Consider the following 25,305-nt stretch of genomic DNA (forward strand, 5'->3'; position numbering starts at 1 on the left):
TTGCCCTTTTTCCTACACATACTACCATAATCCATATAAAGATTCAATTATTTATTGGTGTACGGCTGTGATATGCCTCTTTCCCTGCACATCTCCACATACTTTTCTTTCTCCAGCGGCCTGCTGCACAGATACCCCTGTATACAAGCCAGTCCCATGCTGCTGAGCGCATCCGCCTGATCCTCGGTCTCCACACCCTCAGCTATACAGAACATTCCCAGTTCATTGCACATGTTTATGAGATGACACATAACCGTGCGATCCACCGGATTGACAGTTATGTCATTTATCATGCTCTTGTCGAACTTGATAATGTCAAATCCCATATGGGCAAGCATGGCGACATTTGAGTATTTTGTTCCAAAATCGTCCATCGCGATCCTGAAGCCAAGTTCATGTATATTGTTCGAAATGTTCACCAGAGTATCATGCTCCTGCTCACTGACCGACTCCGTTATCTCTATCTCGACCACATCATGCGGTATTCCATACCTGTCAACCACTGCTGCTATCTGCTTGGCCACATTGCTCTCTATAAGCGACATTCTGGAAAAGTTACAGGATACCGGGATGTATGGCATTCCCTCTTCATGCCATTTTGCCAGATCTCTGCACACATTCTCAAGCACGTAAAAATCCACATATTTTACAGTCCTGCTCTTCTCAAGTCTGTCGATAACATCCGCCAAGTCATCATTTCCGGAATATCTTACAAGGGCCTCTGCCCCGCATATCTTTCCTGACGGATACAGCATCTTCGGCTGATAAAGGACATAGAACAGTCCTTCCTCAAGCTCCTTCTTCACCATATCCTTTTTCAGCGTATTCCACTTCACCGAATGACAGTCCTGCTGTTCATACCACCGCTGCTTCTCGGAATACAGGAGATTTGCCGCATGATCCTCCATCCTGCGGACATCAATATTGCAATCTGTCCAGACATAGCCACAGCATGCCGTGAACTCACCGTAGAGCAGATTTTCCCTGAGTCTTGAAGCGTATACATTGAACTTCAACTGCTCAATATTTTCACATATGATGATAAAGCTTTCATAGCCCATGCGGAACACCCTGTCGTCCGGGAACGTCTTCCTTATCCTTCCGACAAACTGCAGAATCACATCGTCCGCATAATCCGGTCCGAACATCTCCGCGATGCCCCTTATCTCATTGATATCCACAGCAACCAGTCCCAGACTGCTCAAATTCTTTCTGCTTCTTATATAGTCTATGTAACTGTTCCTGTTAAAGCATTTTGTCTGCTTATCATGGGTGAACTCAAACTGCTGATCCTCCTTCAGATGTCTCTGATATATCTCACTTCCGATAAAGGCAGCAAAGTTCTTCATGAGTCTTATGTTTCCATTATGCTTCTCCGGATTGAACACAAATACCCTGCCGAGCAGTTCATCGTCCACTATGATCGGAACCGCATACAGTGACCATATCCTGCTGTCACTCAGCATCCGTGCAAATCCTGTTTCAGGATTCCTTAATGGATGGGAACGGTTCACTATGAGAACCTCGTCCCTGAGGACTTCCTTCTCCAGTTCATCCCTCATTTTCTGTGTGACAAGAGCCTTCAGACCATTCTCTATCGACTCCTCGTCTGATGATTTCCAGTAATAAAGCTCCCCTGTGCCATCCTGTCCATACTCCACAAGGCAGGCGTTCTTGGAATTGTAGAAAGTTCCAATCACCTCGAGCAGACTGGTATATTTCTCCTCACTGCTCTGCTTTGAAGTTATATTCGCCATGAAATTGACAAGGGCATCCTCTATGTCATAGCTGTCCGCCAGAACCTGTGTTGTCTTATCTATATCAGACACGTCAACTGCAATCTCAAGCCGGCTCTTTCTTCCGTGCCAGTCAACTATCTTATCCTTCACCACATACAGTCCCTTTGCCTTGCTGTTGTAGTGATTCCATACATAACTCTGTCCGGGAACCAGTATCTCATTAGAACAAAATGGGCACTGGTCATCACCGCCCTGGGTTATCTCAAAGCACTTTTTACCCTTGTAAGAATCGTCGTTCTCCGCAATTCCAAGGCTTCTCTTCGCCGCCTTGTTGATGAAATACATCTCGTGGGTCTTCATGTCCGCAACATATGCTATATCAGATATCTCATCCAGCATAAGACCTTCGTCATCATTGTATGTATATCCGCGGTGATGCGAATCACATGAATGCATATCCGCTGAGTCGGCATAGTCACAGTAACGGTTCTTGCCGCCCCTCTTTGCCGCGTACAACGCCTGATCCGACTCGCTGTACAACAAATCAAATTCTATCCCATCCTCTATCCTGTGAACGCTTATTCCCACGGACATAGTGTGCGGAAGACTGCAGTTGATGGTGGTGAGTCTGGACTGTATATCATCAGCAAGCTTATACACATCCTCCCTTCTGTCGACGATCGGGATGAACAGTGCAAATTCATCGCCTCCCAGTCGTCCTGAGAATCCTCCGGCCGCCGAGGCAACTTCCTCAAGAGTCACAGCAACATCACACAGGAGATCATCCCCCGCATAGTGTCCAAATGCGTCATTTATATGTTTGAAGTCGTCAATATCCATGATATAAAAAGCGCAGAGCTCACCTGGGAATGACTCAAGCATATCTGTCACCTTGTGCTGAAATGTGACATGATTGTAAAGTCCCGTCAGAGAATCCCTCTCCGCCCTGAGTTGAAGCTCCTGACTTCTTATCTTCTCATCGTTTATGGAGTAATATTTTCCGAATATCTTGCAAACCTTTTTCTTGGAGTCCCTGAGAGGAACAAAGAGCACTCTGTACCACTCACATTTGCCTCCGCCATTCAGATCAAGGCGCAGATCACCCATCAGCCTGTCACAGCTATCCGCATCCGCATCAAGGATCTTTCTGAACATGCCGGTCACGGCGTCTCTGTCGTCAGCGTGGACTATCCTGTTAGTGTCGATGCCCTTATAGAAATTCTCATATTTCATGGTGGTGACCATCTCGCCATCCACGACCTTCTTATTTATCAGAGTATCCGTTGGGACATCGTACACGATTATGGACTCTCCGCTTCCCTGAAGTATCAGCCTGAGCATCTCAGACTGCGCCTTGTTCTCCAGCTCCGCTTCCATCTTGCTTGTCACATCGATAAACACCGCACACAGTGCGATGATTCCCTTTTTTATGGACATGACAGAAAGGCAGACCTGTATCCACAAATATCCCCCGGTATTCACATCCGTAAAGCGGATGTCATGCACCGTGGTCTTGTTACTCGTTATGGTCTCCAGGATCTGCTTCTTAAGGACAGACCGATCCTCTGGAATAGCCAGCATCACGTAGTCACTGGCATATCCACTCATCTGATCCTCGGTCACATTGAACAGCTTGTAAAAGCTTTTGCTCATGTACCTGACAGCCGGCTTATTCCCGTGAAGTTCAAATATACCCACACCGCCTGCCAGATTGTCAAGAGTCTTCTCCAGCATCCTTGCGTGATCAGATATCTCCTCGCTGAGCTCCTCATTTCTGCCAAGCGCCTCATCCAGTTCCATGCGGAGTTTTTGTGCATATTTTTCAATATCTATGTTATCTTCCATAACCCAACACCCCTTAAAACTCTTACAGAAGACTTATATCGTTCTATTTTACACAGCCTATCAGCTCATGGATATCGCTGATGGAATTCTTCTTCATATACTCCTCAATACCCTTTATGATCTCCACTGTTGCATAAGGATTGTGGAAGTTGGCCGTTCCAACTGCCACCGCACTTGCGCCAACCATAATCATCTCAAGGGCATCTTCTGTGGTAGCCACGCCGCCCATTCCGATGATAGGAAGCTTTATTGCATTTGCCACCTGGTATACCATTCTGACTGCTATCGGATGGATTGCAGGGCCTGACACACCTGCAGTCTTATTTGCCACTGCAAATGTTCTTCTGTTCACATCTATCTTCATACCTGTCAGTGTATTGATGAGTGATACCGCATCAGCACCGCCAGCCTCTGCAGCTCTGGCCATCTCTGTTATGTCTGTGACATTCGGACTCAGCTTCATGATGATAGGCTGCTTTGCCGCTGCCTTGACTGCCTTTGTTATATCGTAGAGCGCATCCGGCTGCTGGCCAAATGCGATTCCGCCCTCTTTTACGTTCGGACATGACACGTTGATCTCAAGCAGATCCACATCACAATCGCCAAGCTTCTCAACGCAGTCAACATAGTCCTCCTTGGACTTTCCACACACATTTACGATGATCTTTGTATCATAATCCCTGAGGAATGGTATATCTCTCTTCTTGAACACATCGATTCCAGGATTCTGAAGTCCTATGGCATTCATCATGCCGCCGTAAGTCTCAGCTATACGTGGTGTCGGATTGCCCGGCCATGGCACATTTGCCACGCCCTTGGTGGTTACTGCACCGAGCTGTGAAAGATCCACGAACTCGCTGTACTCCATGCCTGAGCCAAATGTTCCTGAAGCTACTGTTATTGGATTCTTGAGAGTCACACCCGCTATATCCACTGACATATTGATCTTATCTGACATTACAGCTCCACCTCCTCAGCGTAGAATACAGGTCCATCCTTACAGATCCTTCTGTTGTGCACCTGTGAGTGTTCATCTATATCCTTTGTCTTGCATACGCAGGCAAGACATGCGCCCACGCCGCACGCCATCTTCTCCTCCATGGATATCTGGCACTCGATGCCCTTCTCCATGGCGTATGCCTTGATTCCCCGAAGCATAGGAGTAGGGCCACATGCATATATGACAGCACCGTCCACGCCGTATTCCTTTATGGCATCTATTACGTTGCCCTTCACACCGTGCTGTCCATCCTCAGATGACATATACACCTGTGCGTATGGCTCAAATTCCTCGTTCAGGAATATCTCATCCCTGTAGCCGAGCACGACTGACTTCTCACAGTCAAGCTCTTTTGCAAGCTGTAACATAGGTGGGATTCCTATACCTCCGCCTATCAGGATCGCCTTCTTGTCCGACTTCATGAAGCCGTTTCCGAGAGGCCCCAATATATCGACCGTATCTCCAGCCGCAAGCTGTGAAAATTCCTTTGTTCCAAATCCAACCACTCTGTATACAAGGCGGAGTGTTCCCGCCTCCCTGTCTATTCCGCAGAGGCTGATAGGTCTCGGGAGCATCTTGCTGCCATCGTGAGTATATACAGACACGAACTGTCCTGCTATAGCCTGTGAAGCTATCTCTGGAGCTTCAAGCACCAGACTGTATACATCAGTGGCAAGAGTCTCCTGACTGACCACCTTTGCTGTCATCTTAAGTTTGCCCATAGTCTTCCTCCATCATCATTCTATTATCAGTGTACGGCGGATAAGCCCGGCTCGCCGCACACATTCCGGCTTAATTACGCATCAAGTGCGCCGTTGATATCCTCGATCATGTCAACTACTGCCTGTCTTGAGGCATCTGCATAGTTCTCAGCACCAAACTGTGCATACTTGTCCTGCTTGTAAGCAGCTATGATTCCTCTTGATGAATTGACGATCGCACCGAGTCTGTCCTCATTGAAGTAGTGTACAAGGTCTGCAGCCTTACCCCCCTGTGCTCCGTAACCCGGAACAAGGATAAATGACTTTGGCATAACCTTTCTCAGCACCTTGCCCATCTCAGGGTATGTGGCACCGACAACAGCTCCAACCGCTGAATATCCTGATTCACCTACAACATCGCTGCCCCATTTGTCAACCATATCTCCGACTATCTCATAGAGTGGACGTCCATCCACAAGTCTGTCCTGGAACTCACCTGATGATGGATTGGATGTCTTGACGAGAACGAATATACCCTTGTTCTCCTCCTTGCACACATCCACAAATGGCTTGATTCCGTCTGTTCCAAGATACGGGTTTACTGTGATGAAATCCTCATCAAATCCAGCATATGTCTTGCTTCCCACCTGTACCTTTCCGATATGACCAACCGCATATGCTGTTGATGTTGAACCTATATCGCCTCTTTTTATATCTCCGATAACGACAAGTCCCTTCTCCTTGCAATAGTCAACTGTCTTCTTGAATACCTTGAGTCCCTCGATTCCGAACTGCTCATACATGGCTATCTGTGGCTTAACTGCAGGTATAAGATCATATGTAGCGTCAACTATTCCCTTGTTGAACTGCCATATAGCCTCACCAGCGCCCTCAAGTGTCTCGCCATACTCTGCAAATGCAGCTTTCTGGATATGCTCCGGTACATAGTTGAGCATTGGATCAAGTCCAACTACTATAGGTGCATTTGTCTTCTGGATATTCTTTACTAACTTGTCTATCATGATATTTTCTCCTTAAAAATTATTTTTTCTCTAAAACTGTTTCTCGTCACAGGCATAGCTTCCGAGGATCGTAAACTCCTCCGTCTCGTTCATGAGCTGGAACACTAAAGCCTGTATATCCTTCTTCAGTAAATTGGCAGACAGCTCCACATAGAATCTGTAATTCCAATGCTCCTGCCTGTTTGGTGCCGAGTGTATCTCTGTGAGGTTCACCCCGTAATCAGAGATCATGGACAGTATGCTGCTGAGACTTCCGCTCTTATTCTTACATACGAACATCACCTTCAGCCTGTTGTGGTTCTCCTCCACTATGAGGTGGTCTGCAAATGTGACAACCTTCTTGTTGTGTCCATTCTCATTTACAATGTTACATCTGTATATATACAGCTTGTTGTTGGTGAGCACCTCGTGAAGCGCATCCGAAACTCCGTAGCTTATGTCCTCAAGTATTCCCATTCCGACGTCTACCTTGCCAGTCTTTATGAGCTCATACACCTCATCGTATGAGTCCACCGCAATGACCTTGTCCCTCGAGCATCCCTGACAAATGTACAGCTCCGGCTTTATCATCGCCACCGCATCTATGTCAGGCTCCTTCACATCATACTCCACATCTAGGCAGTTCCTGAGCTCCAGAGTCCTTCCATACTGGTACTTTCTGCTTATCTCCATGATTCTCTTGATAAGCGCCGTATACTCCATCTTGATGTTATCATCCACATCCCCTGTGAGATTGGATATGATGGTCTCCTCGCGGTCTGGCTTATATATGTCATCCTCGGTCTCTGCCTTGACCTGAGCAACATTGTCCGCAAGAACCATTCTCTCCTTGAAGAGCTGCTTGATCTCCTTGTCGACCCGATCTATGTTCTTTCTAACATCTGCTAATGTCATTCTGCATCCTCCAGTCAGCATCGGTAATGTGATGCTCATAGTCTTTTTTAATATACCATCTGCCCCACTCTAATTCAAGGCTGCCAATACTAAATGCGCTCTAAAAAGGCCACAGGAAAAGGAACATAACCGCTGCCACCAGCACTATCCCTATCACAAAGCCCATTATTATCCTTCCCCTTGTGCTCTTTGAGCCCCATATAATAAGAAGAGCTGCCAGTGCGCCGCACATATCTATAAGCACATCCGTGCCCCTGCCTGCCCTGTCAGCGACAAAGAGCTGATGAATCTCATCGGAGCACGCATAGACAAATGTTATCACAACTGACCATATATACACGCCAGCCGAAGCCATCCTTCCGCCGGCCTTTCTGACCGCCAGGGCCAGCAGAGCCAGAAGGATTCCATATTCCGTCATGTGTGCACCCTTTCTGACCATGATCTCCACCACTCCCGTCATCCTGTCAACCACGGGCGCGGAATCATTTCTCACCTTCTGGAACAAACCCACTATAAAGTCTGTCATGGGGTTGCTCACCGCCGACGAGTCATCTCCTGTTCTGGACGACATGTAAAATATGAATATCATCCACAGCACTGCCGGAATTATATATATGTACTTTTTCTCATTCTTTTTTGTTTTCTTTGCCATAAAATCACCACCATGAATGAGTATACCATAAAAAATGTCTAATTTTTTTTGATTTTGCCTTTTTTACTTGAAATATTAGTTTTTTACCTGTACTGTAGAAAAGTGAGGTATGGAAGTGGTTATGTATAATTCATAACAAATAAAAAAAGTGAGGTAACATTATGGCAAGAACAAGAAAAAAGGGGAATCCCATCGTATCAGCAGTTGTTTTCGGTATATTCGGAATAGTTCTTTTATTCCTGGGTATACGAACATTTATCGGTTTACACGGAAAGCTTCTAAACGTTACTACATGTGACGAATCGGAAGTTAAACCGGGAGTGTATGTGGAGGGAACACTCACCTACGGATACGGAGCTTACATTGAGAAGACTACAACGTACAATCACACGGTCACCAAGACCGACGGATACTACTATCTCGTTGATATCTGCGACAAGAATGAAGACGGCTCAAAAAGAGACACATCCAAGTGGATTGGAATATCGATCTCCAAGAGTGATGACGCCAAATTTGACGCGATCTCATCTGCTGACGATGCAGAACCAATCTACATAACAGGAGTCATCCGCAAGAACAGCGACAAGGTGCAGGGCTTCCTTGACGACTACATCACCAAGTATGTCGACGCATACGCACAATATTATGGATACACTCCTACAAGTGAGGACTATGCGACCGCAAAGGCAGAAGCTTTTCCTTACTATATAGAGATGGTTGACTCTTCAGATTACATATTCAAGCTTGTCCTCGGAGCTGTATTCCTACTGGCAGCAGTGATCATGATCCTGAAGGCAACAAGAAGCAAGAACACCATCAGCGCATCTGCACAGCCAGCAGGCACAGGTTACTATGACGGTACAGGCGATTTCAACGGCGTGTACACTCCGGGCAGCACAGGCAGCCCAAATAACGGCAACTATACACAGCAGTATGGCAGTACAGACAGTGGCAGCTATACACAGCAGTACGGCACTACAAACAGTGGCAGCTACGGCACTGCAGAACAGACACAGGCACCGCAGACGTCTTACAGTGATCCGTTCTACTCACAGCAGCCGGCAGCTTCAGAGCAGGATGCCCACGCATCTAATCCTTATACAACAACAAGCTCAACTACATCTTCCTCTTCCTTCAGTCTCAAGAAAGATGAGTAACAATTAAATAGCACACATAAATCTAAAAAAGGTATATACGGATCGCAGCCTGACTGCTTTCCGCATATACCTTTTTTAGATTTATGTGTAAGACTGACTATCCTTATGAATAATCTTTACCTTCTTCTTACTTACCGAAGTATCTGTCAAGAAGTCCCTTGAGAGCCTTGCCGTGTCTTGCCTCGTCTCTTGCCATCTCATGAACTGTATCATGGATTGCATCCAGATTGTTCTTCTTAGCGCACTTTGCAAGATCTACCTTTCCTGCTGTTGCACCGAACTCGCAGTCAACTCTCCATGCAAGATTCTTCTCTGTTGAAGCTGTCATGTTCTGCTCAAGGTCTGATCCAAGCATCTCTGCGAACTTAGCTGCATGCTCAGCCTCCTCGTACGCTGCCTTCTCCCAGTAGAGACCGATCTCAGGATAGCCCTCGCGATGTGCTACACGAGCCATGCAGAGATACATTCCAACCTCTGAGCACTCTCCCTCGAAGTTAGCCTTGAGCTGCTCGTAGATATACTTCTTGTCCTCATCGCTGATCTCTGGATTGTTCTTAACTGTCTCAGCATATACGCCAAACTCATGCTCTGCTGCAAGTGTGAGCTCTCCCTCTACCTTCTTGAACTTATCTGCTCCTGCGTGACAGATAGGACACTCTGCTGGTGCCTGCTCTCCCTCATAGATATAACCGCATACTGTACATACAAACTTTGCCATAACTTAATTCTCCTTTTCTCTTTTAAATAATCTAATCAATATCCATCATTGATTGTTAAAATATATTCTGTCTTCTTTGTTGATGTTTATTTATCAACTATGTCTTATTATACCTATTTTTTGATCAAAGTCAACCCCTATTGGGAATGATTCTTAATTATTTTTTTAGTAGGTTGTTGATTATATATACAAGACTTGTAAATTATATACATTACATTATTGGGATTACATCCTGTTAAGGTCCAATATAAATAGAAAAAGAGGATCGATACATTCATATATCAATCCTCTTATACTCTTCTGTATATTCTCTATATGTCGCTATATAGCATCACTATCCGGCTAGCTCTGTCCCAGCATTATCTTCTTGAGAAGATATTCATATCCCGTGATAGGTATAGGCTTGCTGTAGTAATAACCCTGAATGTAGTGGCATCCCCACTCTCTCAGGTATTCCTTCTGCTCAAATGTCTCAACACCCTCCGCAAGACTTCTGATTCCCAGATGCCTTGACATGGCAAGGATATCCTGTGTCATGAGCATGTCCTTGTTGTTCGGCTCGCCGGTGGCTATTCCGTCAATAAAGCTCTTGTCTATCTTGATTATATCCAGCGGCATATCCTTAAGAAGTGCCATACTGGAGTATCCTGTTCCAAAATCGTCCATGGATATCTTGAAGCCCTCAGCCTTCAGATCCTTGAGCACCTTTATCAGATACTGCACGTCAGCGAAATCTGCACTCTCAGTTATCTCAAAGTCTATAAGCGAGTGATCCACTCCGTATTCATCGACTATATCACACAGTATATATATAAGATCCGGTCTCGATATCTGGTGTCTCGAGAGGTTACAGGATATCGGGTAGAGCGGGTAGCCAAGCTCCTTCCACTCCTTGAACTTCTTGCACACCTGTCTCAGCACATATCTGTCTATGATGTCTATAGTTCCGTCAGTCTCAAACTGCGGCACGAAATACTTCGGCAAGAGAATATCTCCGCCCTTGTAGAACCATCTTATCAGAGCCTCAGCACCGGTCAGGGTGTCGTTCTGTGGATTGTACTTCGGCTGAAGATATACCATGAGATCCTCATTCTCTATGGCATCCGGAAGCTCCAGCTTGTACTGCTGTGCCATGATGTATTCCTTCTTCATCTCCGATGTGTATATCTTTATCTCATTTACATTGGTCTTGATACACTGGAGGTGTGCCATCTGCGCCATGTCCTCAATGCGCATTGACATGCTGAGTTTCTCGAATTCATCATAGAATACGATACCACAGCTATAGAATATCTTATACTTCCTGTTCGACGGAAGCTGTCCTATCTCCTCAAAGAATGTATATAGCCGGTTCATTATCTCATCCTCCGGCATATACTTTATAATCATGGCAAAATCGTCACTCTCACACTTTGCAGAGTACAATATCCAGTCCTGCTTGGTCATAGCGTCACATATATATCTGAACAGATCCTTCGCCACCTCACGACCCATAACGTTGTTGATGAGCCTGAAGCCCTTTATGTCGAATCTGGCAAATATAAACTGATCCAGTCCTATATATTCACACTGCTCAAGCTTCTCCTTGAGCCATGTCCAGTTGTAATGTCCGGTGGCAGGCTCCCTGTATGCTATCTCATAGAGATCTCTCTTACTCATGTTGTCAAGAGTCAGCATCTCCTCCGTCTTGGTCTTCTTGGACCATACCGGAATCTCCACGCACAGACTGTCTGCGCTCTCCATGTAACATATATATGGAAGCTTGTGGTTAGAAACAATGTGCAGCTTCTCCGTCTCTATATACAACTTGGCATATGAATACGCCATGGTCATGAGTCTCGGTATATCCTCTATCAGAGATATATCAAATCCCTTTATATCCACAACGTCGAATCCCGGAACCGTGATGCTCACACAGTTCTGAGGAACCACCTCCATATCACTGTATCCTATCTCCACTCCTCCACACAAACGCGAATATCCGGCGTCCATCATCTTCTCAGGCATATAAAACAAAGCCCTGTTTGCCAGCGGCCTGTATATGTTGCTAAAGCACTTGTACCAGTCATAGCCATTCTCCTGACAAAAATCGTCAAATCCCTCTGACTCTCTGGACCTCAGCACGTAAAGTTTTCTCTTTGGTTTGTATGCCTTTGACCATTGATGTTCCATAATATATCAATTACCTCTGTTCTGCCCTAAGGCCATAGTATTGCATTTTTCAACCTTTTTCATTCTATCACAGATCCATCATTTGGGCTATACTTATTATTTTTTTGTTCTGGAAAATAAATGGTTAAGTTTCGATTTTTTTCGTTGAATTTTTACCATATATTTGTTAGCATAGATAAGGTTTTTCAATTATAATTAATAGGAGGCAAAAACGATGAAAAACAGGTTATTTCTAGGTCTCGGCACAGTCATCTCAGTTCTTGGGCTGTCACAGGTAAGTGCCCTGGCGGCAGACAGCGAATCCGGTACTGAAACACTCGGTGCTACGCTTCCACTTACATGGTGTATACCATTTGTGTGTATGCTTCTGTGCATAGCTGTTATGCCCCTTATCGCCGGTGAGTGGTGGGAAAAGCACAAACAGTGGGCTGTTGCAGGCTGGTCTCTTTTATTTTTAATTCCATTTGCCATATTCCATGGCTTTGGTACGATGGGCGAACAATTGCTCGAGGTAATGATCGGTGACTATCTCACCTTCATTGTATTGCTTTTTGCCCTGTTCTGTGTGGCAGGCAATATATCTCTTGAAGGCGACCTGGTGGGAACACCGAAACTCAATGTTCTGCTTCTACTGATAGGTACTCTGCTGTCAAGCTGGATCGGTACTACCGGTGCAAGTATGCTGATGATCAGACCTATCATAAAGGCAAATAAATGGAGACGAAGAAAGGTTCAGATCATTGTATTCTTCATCTTCCTCGTTTCAAATATTGGTGGCTGTCTCACCCCTGTCGGTGATCCTCCACTTCTGATGGGATTCATGAATGGTGTTGACTTCTTCTGGAGTCTCAGACTTGCAAAGGTCATGGTTGTCAATCTCATCATCCTGCTGACTGTATTCTTCTTTCTCGACACAAGAGCATACAAGAAGGATATCGCAGACGGCAGACAGAAGCCGGTATTCGATGCAGATACGAAAAAGCCAGTCAAACTTAAAGGTGCTCACAACATTATATTCCTTATAATGATCGTAGGTGCAGTTATACTCAGCGGAGTTCTTCCTATGAAGTTCCCTGCATTTGCAAAGGGTATCAATTTCTGTGAGGGCGTAACACTCTCATGGGCTGCTATCATCGAGATTGTGATCATGCTAGCAGCGGCTTTCCTCTCATTCAAGACAACGAGCAAGAAAGTCCGTAAGGCCAACAACTTTACATGGGATGCTATACAGGAGGTTGCCATACTGTTCATAGGTATATTCATCACTATGATCCCTGCACTCCTGATCCTCAAGGCACGTGGTTCTGAGCTCGGACTTACACATCCGGCACAGTTCTTCTGGACGACAGGACTTTTATCAAGCTTCCTTGACAATACACCTACCTACCTTGTATTCTTCACCACCGCTGCTTCAAGTGGATTTACAGAGGGTATAAGCACTGCTATGGGTGTAGTTCCTCAGGTCATGCTGATGGCTATCTCCTGCGGTGCCGTATTCATGGGAGCCAACACTTATATAGGAAACGCACCTAACTTTATGGTACGTTCAATAGCCGAAGAAAATGGTATCAAGATGCCTTCATTTGTAGGCTACCTCGTATGGTCAGTTTCTATTCTTGTACCTACATTCTTCATAGACACATTATTATTCTTCTTGTAATCTAAGGGGGTTTTTAATATGAACGAATATGTTGTAAAAGGTGATAATAAACTTACGGTCGGCATTGGCTGGGATGCCAAGAAGGTCGACCTCAAGAAAAAGATTAAGATTGCCATAGACAATATCATGAGCGCTACATCCGAGGACACATATGACCTCAACCTTGCAGCGATCGTTGAGCACAATGACGGCTCTGATCCCGAACTGGTATTCTGGGGTCACAAGTACAGCAGAAGCGATTCTGTAGTCCTGAAGGGCGATGACAGAACAGGACAGAAGGAAGGTATCGACGAGGAGATGCGCATCTACCTCGACAGAGGTGCGAACGTTGGAAGGATCATCCTCTTCCTCTACATCTACAACGGCAACCTTCACAAGCAATGCCTGGCAGAGGTGGACAACGTATTTGCACTGATCAAATGTAAGCATACCGAAAAGGTATATGTACGTGAGGACGCAATATTCAAGGCATGTGAGGATGCCAAGCACAACAACTGCTATGTATTCGGTGAAGTTCTCCACAACGGAGACGAGTGGGTTGTAAGAGAGAGATCCCAGTTCCTCCCATACGACAAGTCCGAGGATATATTTGAGTATTACACATCAAGACATTATGTTCCTGAAGATGACGACTAATATTTAACATGGCGAAAAGCCCCAGTCTCCGGTTTATTTGCACCGGAGACTGGGGCTTTCTTTATTATGATCTATAATTCTATATTACACTACTTTATATAATCCTCTATAGTCTTTGAAGCTCTGTATCTGGAGAAGTTAAAGCTTCTGATATAGCCCTTGTCATCATTCTCCTCAAGCATCTTCTCAAGCCTCTCTCCCACCGTGTCGTCTCTCCAGTAGTAGGTGTCCTCGCTATATTTCGACATCACTTCCTCCATGACCATTTCGGGCGTAATGTCTTTTGTCCTGAAATAATCGATCAGATATGGAACTCCGTCATTACCTATATCCATCACATACTCAAGATCTATCTTCTTTCCACTGTGCGCCTGACTGATATTGTACCTCGTTATCACTGCGCCAGGTCTGATAAATGCATACAGCGTGAACATCACCAGAACCGTCATAAATATGTATCTGAACAGCGGCATATTTCTCCAGAACAGGCTTATGATAACACCGAGCATCACTATAGACGTGACTATCAGCGCCCATATGGTATTTATTCTGAGGTATGTAAGATCATATTCCGCAATGTACATGGACAGCCTCACAGCTGATGAGGCAATCATTATATATGTACATATGCACATCATGAGCAGTGACACGTTGAGCACCAGACTCTTTCTGAATATAGCACTAAATATCAGCACCATACACACATTTACAACCGCTACAAAGAGCAGCTGGAAGAAGCCCTGTCTTGCATACTCTGCGTATGTCATATCGTCCGGAAGTCCTGCACTGTTCATGAACAGATACACTATCTGAACAACGGCAAATATCAGATAAAAAGCTGTGAGCACTATCGTTATAGTTATACCTGTCACTGCATTGTACTGCCCCTCCTTCGGAGCATTTGCACCGAGATCTCTGCGGCCCGCCTTGACAATAAATCCATATACAAACAGGAATATCACAGCGGCAAACAGAACTATCTTCACTATATCCCACGAGAAGAACAGTTTGCCAAATATGTCCTTTATGACCTTTGCAAACACAGGATCTGCCGAAGACAGCAGATTGAGCACGATCACCAGTATCGGAAGTGCTATCACACATCCAAGAAGTATGTACATCAGCTTGGAATTTCTCTTTTTGCCGGTTATCTCACGCTCCGCCTTTCTATCGGCAAATGGCATGTTTACATACCCTATCGATCCAAAGAACATCTCGAAAAATGAGAATATTCCCTTGAATATCCCATGCTTTTCAGTGTCATTGAAGTATGTCATAACCGCATACATCTCTGTAACGATTATTCCCACATTACATCCAAATATGATATATCCCTCGTCTGTGAGACTCAGGGCAACCGACATCATGAACACAAGAATATAATATGGGATCAGTATACTCTGTTTCGACAACGCAGCTCCAGTGGTCATGGCCTCACGGTCTGCACCAATGTTCTTCTCATATCGTACCATGCATGTACTGATAAACACTATTGATACTATCGAAAGCACAGCCGACAATATACTCGACCAGTTGCTGTACAGACATGCCGCACATATGATCGCATATACCAGTACCGGAATACCAAACATCCTGAATCTGTTCGGAGACACCGCAGGATTTCTCCTCTGCGGCGGTCTGGCATTCATATTCATATAACCCTGAGGTGGCGGCGGGGGCATCCCCGGGCCTCCATTCATGTTCATATACCCTTGCGGTGGTGGCGGGGGCATCCCCGGGCCTCCATTCATGTTCATATACCCTTGCGGTGGCGGCGGGGGCATTCCCGGGCCTCCATTCATGTTCATATACCCTTGCGGTGGCGGCGGGGGCATCCCCGGGCCTCCATTCATTCCATTGTTAATATTCTGTTCGTTCATCCCAAACCCTCCATTTTTTCACCTTGAACCACTTTGAGCTACTCTACAAGTGCCATCTCATCAAGCCCCACGATCCTGTCCATACACACCGGTGCTGTCAGCCTGTAGGCAAAACTTGCAGACTCGAACAGGCAGTATAATTTGCCATTATACGAATATATCTGCTCCAGCTTCTGCGGGAGCTTAACCACCTGTCTCGGTGTCTCTGTTCCGTAATTCACACTGGACAGCTTGCCTGTATCTGTATCGTATACCTCTATCCTGGATTCATCTATACCATAGGATATAGAGAATATTATCTCATTTTTGTACACCTGAAGCCCCTGCACCCTTCCTGGTATATAGAAAGCCTCGTCCTCCTCCGAGGATATTGCAGTTCCTCCATTTACTATCTCATAGCTGGCAGCCATGCTGTAACTGTTCTTATCCTTTCGCCAGTAGCCCGCATATATATGTCCGTCATATATCGTGATAAATGACGTTGCAGGGAACATGACGCTACATGTGTTCCTGTATTTTATCGGCTTTCCCTGAGCCACATCGTATTTCTCTATGGAGTCCAGCGTAAGACATGATATGGATGCCTTCCTGCTCCTGTCCTCATCCTCATCAATCATATACGAGGAAACCCACAGCACATTATTCTTCGTATCATACGCAAGTCCTCCGGCATGTGTCGTGTCCTTGAGAACCAGTGTCTTAATATATTTCCCGGTCTGTGTATCAAGAACAAATATCACAGATTTGTGTTTCTTCGTCTTGCAGTAAGCACTGACAAATGTATACTCCTTCGTAACTGCCAGCCCCTGTGGCGTCATGGACGTGCAGTTCTCTATCTTCCTCGACTCACTGCCTATCGTATCAGCATACGCAAGTCCCGGAATGATCATCATGCCATAATCGGTATCCCTGTTCTGGGCATACATACCCATATGATAGAATTCCGGTTCAGTCGACATCTCCCATATCTGCGAAAAATTCGACTTGTTGTCAACCGCATAGGTGCTGGTTCCGGAATCATTTCCCGATATCTCGAAGTTTCTGCAGTACACTCCGCCATACAGCCATATCACGCAGATTCCCCCGACATAGCACCATGCAAATATCTTCACAAGTATCCTTCTCGACTGGACCGTCGACAAAAGTGCCGCCATGACCATCTGACTGATAATCGTTATAAGCATCATGGCATTTGTCAGCATATCTCCATGGCTGACTATCTGAAGCGGTACGCCTATCATCATAATCCAGTAGGCCTTCTGTTTCACCTTAATTCTTATTACACCATTCCAGCCTTCCCGCTTCATGCCCCACACCTGCAGTGACTGCCATACAACCACAAGGCCATATACGATGCACGCCACAAGCAGGAGCTGCCTGAGCACAGCAACAGCCGTTATCTCAAGGGCCTCACCATTTCTGTAAAATGCCATATAGTACACACCCTGTGCGAGCTGCCATATCCTCCACGCCATCATGGCGAACATCGCAAGCGCTGCAACAAATGCAAATGTGTTGGTAACAGTTCTTCGTCTGACACCCTCACGGTGTTCTTTCATCTGTTTGCGCAGACGTTTCTTTGCCCTTCCCAGCTCCTTTATGTGCTTTTTACACTTTCTGATCCTTCTGCGTTTATAGAACAGCACCTTGTACGGTGCGCGTCTGTTCTTCAGCTCTTCATATTCTTCCCTGAGTCTGTCATACCGTTCCGACTCCTCATGAAGATCCGTTCTGGTCGCCCTGAGTGCAGAACGACACATAACGTATCCCTCAAGATCTATCTGTGCCTGTTCTTTCAGCTTTTCAGCCTGAAGTTGAAGCTTCTCTTCTCTGTTCAATTTCTTAGCCCTGTCTGTCATGAAAATCCGCTCCTGTCCATCAGCCTCTTTACTCAAAGTACCGTTTTATTTTGTCCTCCACCAAATTCGAACCGATCACAATTATGATCTCCTGCCCGTTCTCTATAGGTCTCACCTCGGTCTTTTTTACCGTGGCGTTGAGCTCTATCCATCCGGTGTCATTTACAGGGAGAAAACCCTTGATTCTAAAGACATCTCCGCATTCCTTATCCGCAAATATATCCCTGACTATCGTCTCAAGCCGCTCCTGAGGCATGACCTTATTCATGATATATACCGAGTTAAACACATCACTTTGTTTGAACCATAATTTTACATAGTCGTTTAATTTGTATCCGGTTGACATAAAACCTTCAAAGTCATCGTCCGTGAAATCATCCCAGTTCTTCTCCAGAACATCATCGCCGAACTGACGCTTACACTGGAATTCGGTGAGCACTTCATTGATATATTCTATTGTGCTCCTCTTCTCATCCTCCGATGCATCCTGAACCTTGCTCATCACCAGAGTTCCACAGTTCGCAACCTCAGACGCAAGCACATATCTGGACTGTCTGCTCATGTCCCGGTCAAGTCCGGCATCGACTATGGAAATGATGCTTCCCACCTCATACCATCTGTCAAGTGGCTCCTCGTGGAGGACGTCAAAGAATTCATCCACATCAAATATTCCGGACGGCTCAACAATGACTCTGTCATAGCCGCTCATCCCCATCGCTATGAGCTTTGTCTTGAACCTTCTCTTGTGACAGTCCTCGCCGCAGCCACCTGCCACCATCTCAGCATGACAGTTCTCGCCCATCACATCCTGAAGAAGCATCATGTCCACGTTGACTGCACCATAATCATTTTCAAGGATTCCGACATTATATCCTTTGCCAACAAGGTAGCTCACATACTTCTTAATAAATGTCGTCTTGCCTGAGCCCAGAAAGCCCGTTATCAAATCTATCTTTACCATATGTCCACTCTCCTTATTATCTACGCGCGTTACCAGCTTGATCTCACATGAAATCCGCTGTCATTCTCCAGAGGTATCTCCCTGACATCCATATCCTCTATAAATATATATCTGTCATTTCTGAGAACTGCTATCACCTTGTCTATAGCCTCAGGCAGCCCCTGAGCCTCCATCTCAACAGAATCATCATATCTGTTGCACACCCAGCCGGTGACTCCGTACATGGATGCAGCATAGCTCGCCCTGTATCTGAAGCCAACTCCCTGCACTCTTCCTCTGAATGTATAATGTCGTCTTATCTTGTCCATATCTATATGTCCCATCTCTGTTATGATCTTCTCATATCTTACATTTTATATCCTGCTGCCCGCATCTTACACATCATGTTCAGCATCGTACTTTTCTGCGTCATACACGATATTTCCACCACAGATTGTATAGTGAACCCTTCCCGGGAGAGTCCATCCGGCAAATGGACTGTTGGATGCCTTTGACGCAAAGCTGTTCACTGTCCACTGCTCATTCTCGCCAAATATGACTATATCCGCAGGAGCTCCCTCTGCTATCTTGCCCGGTTCCATGCGGTAAAATTCTGCAGGATTCCTGCTCATTAGTTCCATGAGCTTCATGAGTGAGATATATCCAGGCTGTACAAGGGAATATATTCCAAGGGCAAGAGATGTCTCAAGCCCTGTTATTCCACTTGGCGCCTTGTCAAGCGGTCTCGCCTTCTCCTCACTGCTGTGCGGGGCGTGATCCGTCACTATCATATCTATTGTGCCATCCTGTATTCCCTCTATGATCTGTCTTCTGTCTTTCTCGGTTCTGAGTGGAGGATTCATACGCGCCATGGTTCCGTACTTCAGCACAGCATCCTCTATAAGGGTGAAATGATGTGGAGTTGCCTCCGCATGTACGTCCGCTCCAAGCTTCTTTGCAGTTCTCACTATATCCACGGAATTGCCTGAGCTTATATGCTGTATGCACACTGATGCACCTGTGTGAAGTGCAAGGACGCAGTCCCTTGCAACCATAATATCCTCCGCTGTGCGGGATGCACCGCCGTATCCAAGCTTTTCTGATACTTTTCCCTGATTCACTCCCGGCTGTACAATGAACAGCGGATCCTCTTCATGAAGACTCACCGGAAGATCAAGATCCCTTGCCTTATCCATAGCCTCAAGAAGAAGCTTCTCATCCATGATTGGGATTCCGTCATCGGTAAATCCTGATGCACCTGCAGCCGCAAGACTGTCCATGTCCACGAGTTCCTTGCCAGCAAGGCCCTTTGTGACTGTGGCTGTCTGAACTACATGTATTCCGGTCTTTGCACCTTTATCCTGTATATACTTGAGAGTCTCAAGGTTATCCACCGCCGGCTTTGTATTCGCCATACATACCACCATCGTGAAGCCCCCTCTTGCAGCGGCGGCGGCACCTGTCTCGATGTCTTCCTTGTACGTAAATCCCGGATCGCGGAAGTGTACATGTGTGTCTACCAGTCCCGGTGCAACTACAAGTCCATCTGCATCGATGACCTCCGCACCCTCTGCCTCCAGATCGTATCCTGTCTTAACTATGTGATTGCCGTCGATGAGCACATCCATGACCTCGTCTGTATGGGTGACCGGATCAATGACTCTTCCATTCTTTATCAATAACATTTGCCTGTTCTCCTCTATATAAATATTTTATTACTGTCTGTATGTGTTCTGCGGATCATACTGTGATGACTGACCGTAATGTGGCGGCTGACCGTAGCCGCTATACTGATTATTCTGCTGTGACTGCCGGCCATACTGGGTCTGCTGGCTGTAGCCATTCTGCTGATCGTACCGCTGTGGCTGACCATAGCCACTTGACGGCTGATTGTACTGTCCTGGCTGTTGAGTATAGCTGCCCGGCTGGTTGTACTGCCCCGGCCGCTGACCGTAACCATTCTGCTGACCATACCGAGGCTGCTGGCCATAGCCACTCTGCTGACCATACCGAGGCTGCCGGCCATAGCCACTCTGCTGATTATTGTACTGATCCGTCTGGCCGTATGCATTTGGCTGGAAGGTGTTCTGCCGCTTGCCATATACATTTGGCTGATTGTACTGCATGTTCTGTCCGTACATATTTGGCTGATTATATCCACACATAGGTATATATCTGAAGTTATACGGATTCACCCATATAGGATTTACCGCTATGATATGATCGTTCTTTGCCGCATGGGATATGAGCAGGAACATCAAAACCACAGACAGGATCAGAACCAGTATGCACAGGATCACGCTGGTGTCATCAATCGACAACACAAAATCATACAGTCCGTGTATTCCCATGGCGCTAAAATACGCTATCAGCATATTGCCTGCGGCACCCTCGCCCTTGTTCGCATTCTCTCTCGCCTTTGAGTAGAAATATCCCATGATAACGCCGCATGAGCAGTGAAGTGGGATTGCTGTCACAGCCCTCAGAATTCCGAGTCCTATTCCACCCTGGAATACATACAGGATATTCTCCAGTGTTGCAAATCCGAGCGACGAGCACACGCCATATATAACGCCGTCATAGCTGTGGTCAAAGTTCTTATTTTTCCATGTAAGTATTAACATTCCAAGGAATTTGCCCAGTTCCTCGATCATCGCCACTATAAAGAAGCAGTTGACCAGCTCATAAACCGCCGTTCCGGATTCCAATCCCATGTAGTATAACAATACGCCCCCAACCAGCTCCACGACTACTGCCGGTATCGTGCTGACAGCTCCCAGAACCGCAAGCCATACTAGCAGGCTCATTGGATCCCTGCTATTCTTATTTCTTCTGACTACAAATAACAGCAGTAACACCGAAGGTAATACTGCAAGTCTCAATGCAAATGCACTCATCCTTTACTCTCCCTGATATTTTCTTCCGTATAAATATATATACATATTAAAGATACCATTTTTAGCGTGAATCCACAATAAGCAGAGGCCTTTACCGACATTTTATTTCATTAATTAACTTTAATTTAGCCTAAATACAACTCAAGGCAGGTCATTCCATTTCAGAAAACCTGCCTTGAACCAATTTTCAAATGTATTCAATTACGACTTACTGTGTGACATCAATATCTCCGCTACTAGTCTCGATATTGCACTTTCCATCTGCTCCCTCAACCGAGTCCGGTACATTTACATCACCGCTGGATGTCTTTGTATTGTATTCATACTTCATTTCTGAGCCAATACCGATCGATACATCACCACTGGTTGTCACGACATTGATCTCAGAAGCATCACAGTCTCTAATCATTACGTCACCACTTGACGCACGACCGTTTATACGTTTTGCCTTTATACTGCCAGATGTGATATTGCCACTGGAGGTCTTCAGATCAATATTATCCATAACCACATCACCAAGACTGACGTCACCACTGTTTGCTGATATTCTTGTATCCTTTGACGATACACTGTCAAGCTTAATGTCACCACTGCTGGTCGCCACCGTCAGAGCATCTGCATTTGCACCATTTACGATCACATCGCCGCTGGCGGCCTCTATATCGATATTACCTATTGCCAGATAATATTCCATATCCACGTCACCACTGCTGGTCACAATCTTCAGATCATCGTACTCCGTACCAGCCAGATACACCGTCACGGATGGCCATGCTCCAGCGTACACACCGATGGAAATGTTAAATGCCGCGTTTCTACTGTCGTCTGCGGTTATCCTGAGCACGCCATCTGATATATCTACATGATGTGTCAGATTCTCGCAGTCGTAATACTCCACATAACTTGTATCTCCACTCGCCTTCTTCACGGCAACATCCACATCTGATGCGCTTTTTACATCAATTGCAGTGAATTTATCTTTTATATCAACAGTCTTCTTTACGTAGTTCACCGGCTCCGATGTCATGTGGGCCAGATTAACTGTCACATTCGGCCATCTGAATCCATTTACAGCAAGTGCTGAGATCACAGTGATAATGCCTGCCACGATCATGACCGATGCAACAATAACAGCTTTCTTTGTTCTACTCATGACTATTTCTCCTTTACAAACATTCTCTTTATACCATTCACACTGGCCTTGCAGACCTTAAATATACCAACCGTAACAGGCTTAACCGATACAACAAACAATATCGCTATACCAACTCCTATGAGTGCTGCTCCGAGCATGAGAACTGCTGTGTATGGGCTGTTGGCTATGAACAGCGGTATGGTACATATCAATCCGCCGATTCCCGCCACCGCAAAGCTGAGCACCACAGCATAGAATGATATAAGAAGTGCAAATGCAACTATCCACAGTGTGAGCAACAATACCGCCGCTGTAATGAGAAGTGGTATCCACACCGGAGAACCAAGTACTATGAGTACGACCTCCCATGCCTTGAGCTCGTGCTTTGGCTTGATCTTCTCCTTCACAAGCTTTGTAAGCGGCATATCTTCAAGTATCTGCTCCACTGCTGCATCAGGTGATCCCATATCTGCCACAGCCTCCTCCTCGGAAAGGCCGTCCTCCACGCGGTCATCTATCATCTCGCTATAGTAATCCATAAACCTGTTCACATCATCAGCCGGCATCGCACTGATCCTGTTTCTTATCGACTCAAGATATTCCTGTTTGTTCATCTCTGACTTCCTCCTTCACAATAAATCTGTATATGGATTCCAGTTCCTTCCACTCTTCCTTGAACTCTTCTATCCTGGCTCTTCCGGCATCCGTAATATGATAATACTTTCTGAGTCTTCCGTTGTGCTCCACGGAATGAACCGTGAGCAGCGCTCCCGCCTCAAGTCTTCTGAGGATAGGATAGAGTGTGGACTCTGATATCGTCACATACGGCTTCATATCTTTGATGATCTGATATCCATAGGAATCCTCGTCCTTGATGGCCGCAAGCACACACACGTCGAGCATCCCTCTCTTCAATTGTATATCCATCGCTATACCTCCTTACGGAGTATACTATACGTCGCATAGTATCATATGTCAAGTAGTATTTTCAGCACTCTACAAAAAGGAACAACAATGGGGTCAGGCATCTTTTACATAGATTTTACATTAATGTATATGAAACATAACAAACAGGGCGGGACATCTCACCAATGGGATGTCCCGCCCTGCTTACAAATTATATTCTGCTATATCTTAATCTGACACATGATATGTTTTCCATTATAGTATGTCGATGACATACTCCTTGCTGAACGAATGGCCAGCCTCAAGACTGTTTGAATACTCACGGTCCGCCAGATCTCCGTCATATCCCTCGCGGTCACACCTGCCAAACCAAGGCTCTATGCAGACAAATGGCGCATGTTTCTTTGCAGGAGACCATATGCCTATCTGCGGCACATCAAATCTCAACTGCAAAACCGGCGCATCAGATGAGTTCCTTAATGTAATCGTATTTATACCCTTACCATCCATGATCAGGGCATCCTCATCAAACATCTCATCACGAAGCTTTAAGACTCCATCTGTCAGTCTGTGCGTAACTGTTCTATCTCCAAGAACTCCATTTGCTGTCAAAAGACCACATTCAATCTCGTTCTTACCTGTGTGCATATCCAGAGAATAACCGCCGATGCCTCCCTCACATGCAAATGCAGGATGGGCACCGATAGAAAAATGAATCGTGTCAGTTCCCTCATTCACAACGGTCCACATAACATGTACAGATGAACCTTCAAGTCTGTATCCTATACAAAGACTGAAATCAAACGGATAGCTCTTCTGCCATGTATCATTCTTCTCAAGCACAAACAGCAGTGTATCACCAGTCTGGCCACCCACTACAAACTCGCTGTCCCTTGCAAATCCGTGCTGAGGTATATTCTCATAAACAACCCCGTTATGTCTGTAACGCTGTCCTTCAAGCTTTCCCACAAATGGAAACAGCACAGGAGAAACTCTTCCCCAATATGCCGCATCTCCGCACCACATATACTCTCTATCCGTCTCGTTACTCTTCAGGCTCACAAGCTCTGCACCGTGAGTATTCACCTTTATAGCAATCTTATCATTTTTTAATTCAACAATACCCATCATGTCCTCCTATACTCCAGCCAGTCTGGCTGATCATAATTTGCAAATAATATTATACACTTTTATAGCATTATAACACAGGTACAAAAAAATACGGTCGCTTAATGAACTAATAAGCAACCGTATTTTATATAATTAAGCAATAGTCGCTGTCGGGGTTCCAAGTATCACATGAAGACCCTTCTCCTTTGCCTTGCTGATGACATGATCGAAGAACGAAAAGTCATACTGCCCCTCCGTTTTTTCCATGATATGCCATGCAAACTCCGCTATACGAATGACATTGCATCCAAGCTCTACGATATTGTCCATATCCTCATCGATCATGGATATATCCCACTGCTCTGGATAATAATCCACACCT

22 protein-coding genes are annotated in these 25,305 nt (G+C 45.6%); 3 read left to right on the forward strand and 19 right to left on the reverse strand.

Features of this window, described 5'->3' with window-relative positions:
- Positions 1–47: 47 nt before the first annotated feature.
- The 6 genes from ARA78_RS04035 to ARA78_RS04060 form a co-directional block, all read right to left on the reverse strand.
- Entirely contained in the window at positions 48–3,584 is a 3,537-nt protein-coding gene (locus ARA78_RS04035; protein WP_055280020.1) for an EAL domain-containing protein, read from the reverse strand.
- 43 nt (positions 3,585–3,627) lie between these two features.
- Positions 3,628–4,542, reverse strand: coding sequence for a dihydroorotate dehydrogenase (locus ARA78_RS04040; protein ID WP_022058307.1), 915 nt, complete (start codon positions 4,540–4,542; stop codon positions 3,628–3,630).
- Complete coding sequence (locus tag ARA78_RS04045; protein ID WP_055144778.1) at positions 4,542–5,306, reverse strand: dihydroorotate dehydrogenase electron transfer subunit; 765 nt, start codon at positions 5,304–5,306, stop codon at positions 4,542–4,544. Before ARA78_RS04045 ends, ARA78_RS04040 begins: the two co-directional genes overlap by 1 nt.
- A 74-nt stretch (positions 5,307–5,380) precedes the next feature.
- Entirely contained in the window at positions 5,381–6,307 is a 927-nt protein-coding gene (gene pyrF, locus ARA78_RS04050; RefSeq protein WP_055280021.1) for an orotidine-5'-phosphate decarboxylase, read from the reverse strand.
- A 30-nt stretch (positions 6,308–6,337) separates the two neighbouring features.
- Positions 6,338–7,201 (reverse strand): chorismate mutase, encoded by an 864-nt coding sequence (locus ARA78_RS04055; RefSeq protein WP_055280022.1) that lies wholly within the window; start codon positions 7,199–7,201, stop codon positions 6,338–6,340.
- Positions 7,202–7,301: 100 nt separating this feature from the next.
- Positions 7,302–7,853 carry a VanZ family protein gene (locus tag ARA78_RS04060; protein WP_015534779.1) on the reverse strand — a complete coding sequence of 184 codons (552 nt, stop codon included), beginning with the start codon at positions 7,851–7,853 and terminating at the stop codon, positions 7,302–7,304.
- A 161-nt stretch (positions 7,854–8,014) separates the two neighbouring features.
- Here ARA78_RS04060 and ARA78_RS04065 point away from each other — a divergent pair, with 161 nt between their 5' ends.
- Complete coding sequence (locus tag ARA78_RS04065) at positions 8,015–9,010, forward strand: DUF6709 family protein (RefSeq protein ID WP_055280023.1); 996 nt, start codon at positions 8,015–8,017, stop codon at positions 9,008–9,010.
- A 127-nt stretch (positions 9,011–9,137) separates the two neighbouring features.
- Here ARA78_RS04065 and ARA78_RS04070 read toward each other — a convergent pair whose 3' ends face one another.
- Complete coding sequence (locus tag ARA78_RS04070) at positions 9,138–9,728, reverse strand: NADH peroxidase (RefSeq protein WP_015534780.1); 591 nt, start codon at positions 9,726–9,728, stop codon at positions 9,138–9,140.
- Between the two features lie 342 nt (positions 9,729–10,070).
- A complete protein-coding gene (locus ARA78_RS04075) occupies positions 10,071–11,900 on the reverse strand; it encodes a GGDEF domain-containing phosphodiesterase (RefSeq protein ID WP_055224154.1) in 1,830 nt (609 codons plus the stop codon).
- 214 nt (positions 11,901–12,114) lie between these two features.
- Between ARA78_RS04075 and ARA78_RS04080 the strand changes: the two genes are divergently transcribed.
- Positions 12,115–13,560, forward strand: a complete 1,446-nt coding sequence (locus tag ARA78_RS04080) for a sodium:proton antiporter (protein WP_055280024.1) — start codon at positions 12,115–12,117, stop codon at positions 13,558–13,560.
- Between the two features lie 18 nt (positions 13,561–13,578).
- A complete protein-coding gene (locus tag ARA78_RS04085; protein ID WP_055280025.1) occupies positions 13,579–14,196 on the forward strand; it encodes a TerD family protein in 618 nt (205 codons plus the stop codon).
- 89 nt (positions 14,197–14,285) lie between these two features.
- Here ARA78_RS04085 and ARA78_RS04090 read toward each other — a convergent pair whose 3' ends face one another.
- The 11 genes from ARA78_RS04090 to ARA78_RS04140 form a co-directional block, all read right to left on the reverse strand.
- Entirely contained in the window at positions 14,286–16,076 is a 1,791-nt protein-coding gene (locus tag ARA78_RS04090; RefSeq protein WP_156329369.1) for a DUF4153 domain-containing protein, read from the reverse strand.
- 38 nt (positions 16,077–16,114) lie between these two features.
- Positions 16,115–17,971 (reverse strand): hypothetical protein, encoded by a 1,857-nt coding sequence (locus tag ARA78_RS04095; RefSeq protein ID WP_242849651.1) that lies wholly within the window; start codon positions 17,969–17,971, stop codon positions 16,115–16,117.
- A complete protein-coding gene (locus ARA78_RS04100) occupies positions 17,964–18,896 on the reverse strand; it encodes a GTP-binding protein (protein ID WP_015534783.1) in 933 nt (310 codons plus the stop codon). The genes ARA78_RS04095 and ARA78_RS04100 overlap by 8 nt, the downstream gene beginning before the upstream one ends.
- Positions 18,897–18,925: 29 nt before the next feature.
- A complete protein-coding gene (locus ARA78_RS04105) occupies positions 18,926–19,219 on the reverse strand; it encodes an acylphosphatase (RefSeq protein WP_015534784.1) in 294 nt (97 codons plus the stop codon).
- A gap of 51 nt (positions 19,220–19,270) precedes the next feature.
- Positions 19,271–20,560, reverse strand: coding sequence for a dihydroorotase (locus ARA78_RS04110; RefSeq protein ID WP_055280028.1), 1,290 nt, complete (start codon positions 20,558–20,560; stop codon positions 19,271–19,273).
- A 30-nt stretch (positions 20,561–20,590) separates the two neighbouring features.
- The gene (locus ARA78_RS04115; RefSeq protein WP_055280029.1) at positions 20,591–21,772 is read right to left on the reverse strand and encodes a PrsW family intramembrane metalloprotease; all 1,182 of its coding nucleotides are present in this window, start codon (positions 21,770–21,772) and stop codon (positions 20,591–20,593) included.
- Positions 21,773–21,980: 208 nt separating this feature from the next.
- The gene (locus ARA78_RS04120; protein WP_055144804.1) at positions 21,981–22,925 is read right to left on the reverse strand and encodes a DUF4097 family beta strand repeat-containing protein; all 945 of its coding nucleotides are present in this window, start codon (positions 22,923–22,925) and stop codon (positions 21,981–21,983) included.
- A gap of 2 nt (positions 22,926–22,927) precedes the next feature.
- Entirely contained in the window at positions 22,928–23,521 is a 594-nt protein-coding gene (locus tag ARA78_RS04125; protein WP_055280030.1) for a DUF1700 domain-containing protein, read from the reverse strand.
- Entirely contained in the window at positions 23,499–23,834 is a 336-nt protein-coding gene (locus tag ARA78_RS04130; protein WP_022216808.1) for a PadR family transcriptional regulator, read from the reverse strand. Before ARA78_RS04130 ends, ARA78_RS04125 begins: the two co-directional genes overlap by 23 nt.
- A 234-nt stretch (positions 23,835–24,068) precedes the next feature.
- On the reverse strand, positions 24,069–24,941 hold the full coding sequence (locus ARA78_RS04135; RefSeq protein ID WP_055280031.1) for an aldose 1-epimerase family protein: 873 nt from the start codon (positions 24,939–24,941) through the stop codon (positions 24,069–24,071).
- A gap of 135 nt (positions 24,942–25,076) precedes the next feature.
- On the reverse strand, positions 25,077–25,301 hold the full coding sequence (locus ARA78_RS04140) for a beta-galactosidase (protein WP_070097446.1): 225 nt from the start codon (positions 25,299–25,301) through the stop codon (positions 25,077–25,079).
- Positions 25,302–25,305 lie beyond the last annotated feature (4 nt).

This window comes from Coprococcus eutactus (genome assembly GCF_001404675.1).
GTDB classification, from domain to species: domain Bacteria; phylum Bacillota; class Clostridia; order Lachnospirales; family Lachnospiraceae; genus Coprococcus; species Coprococcus aceti.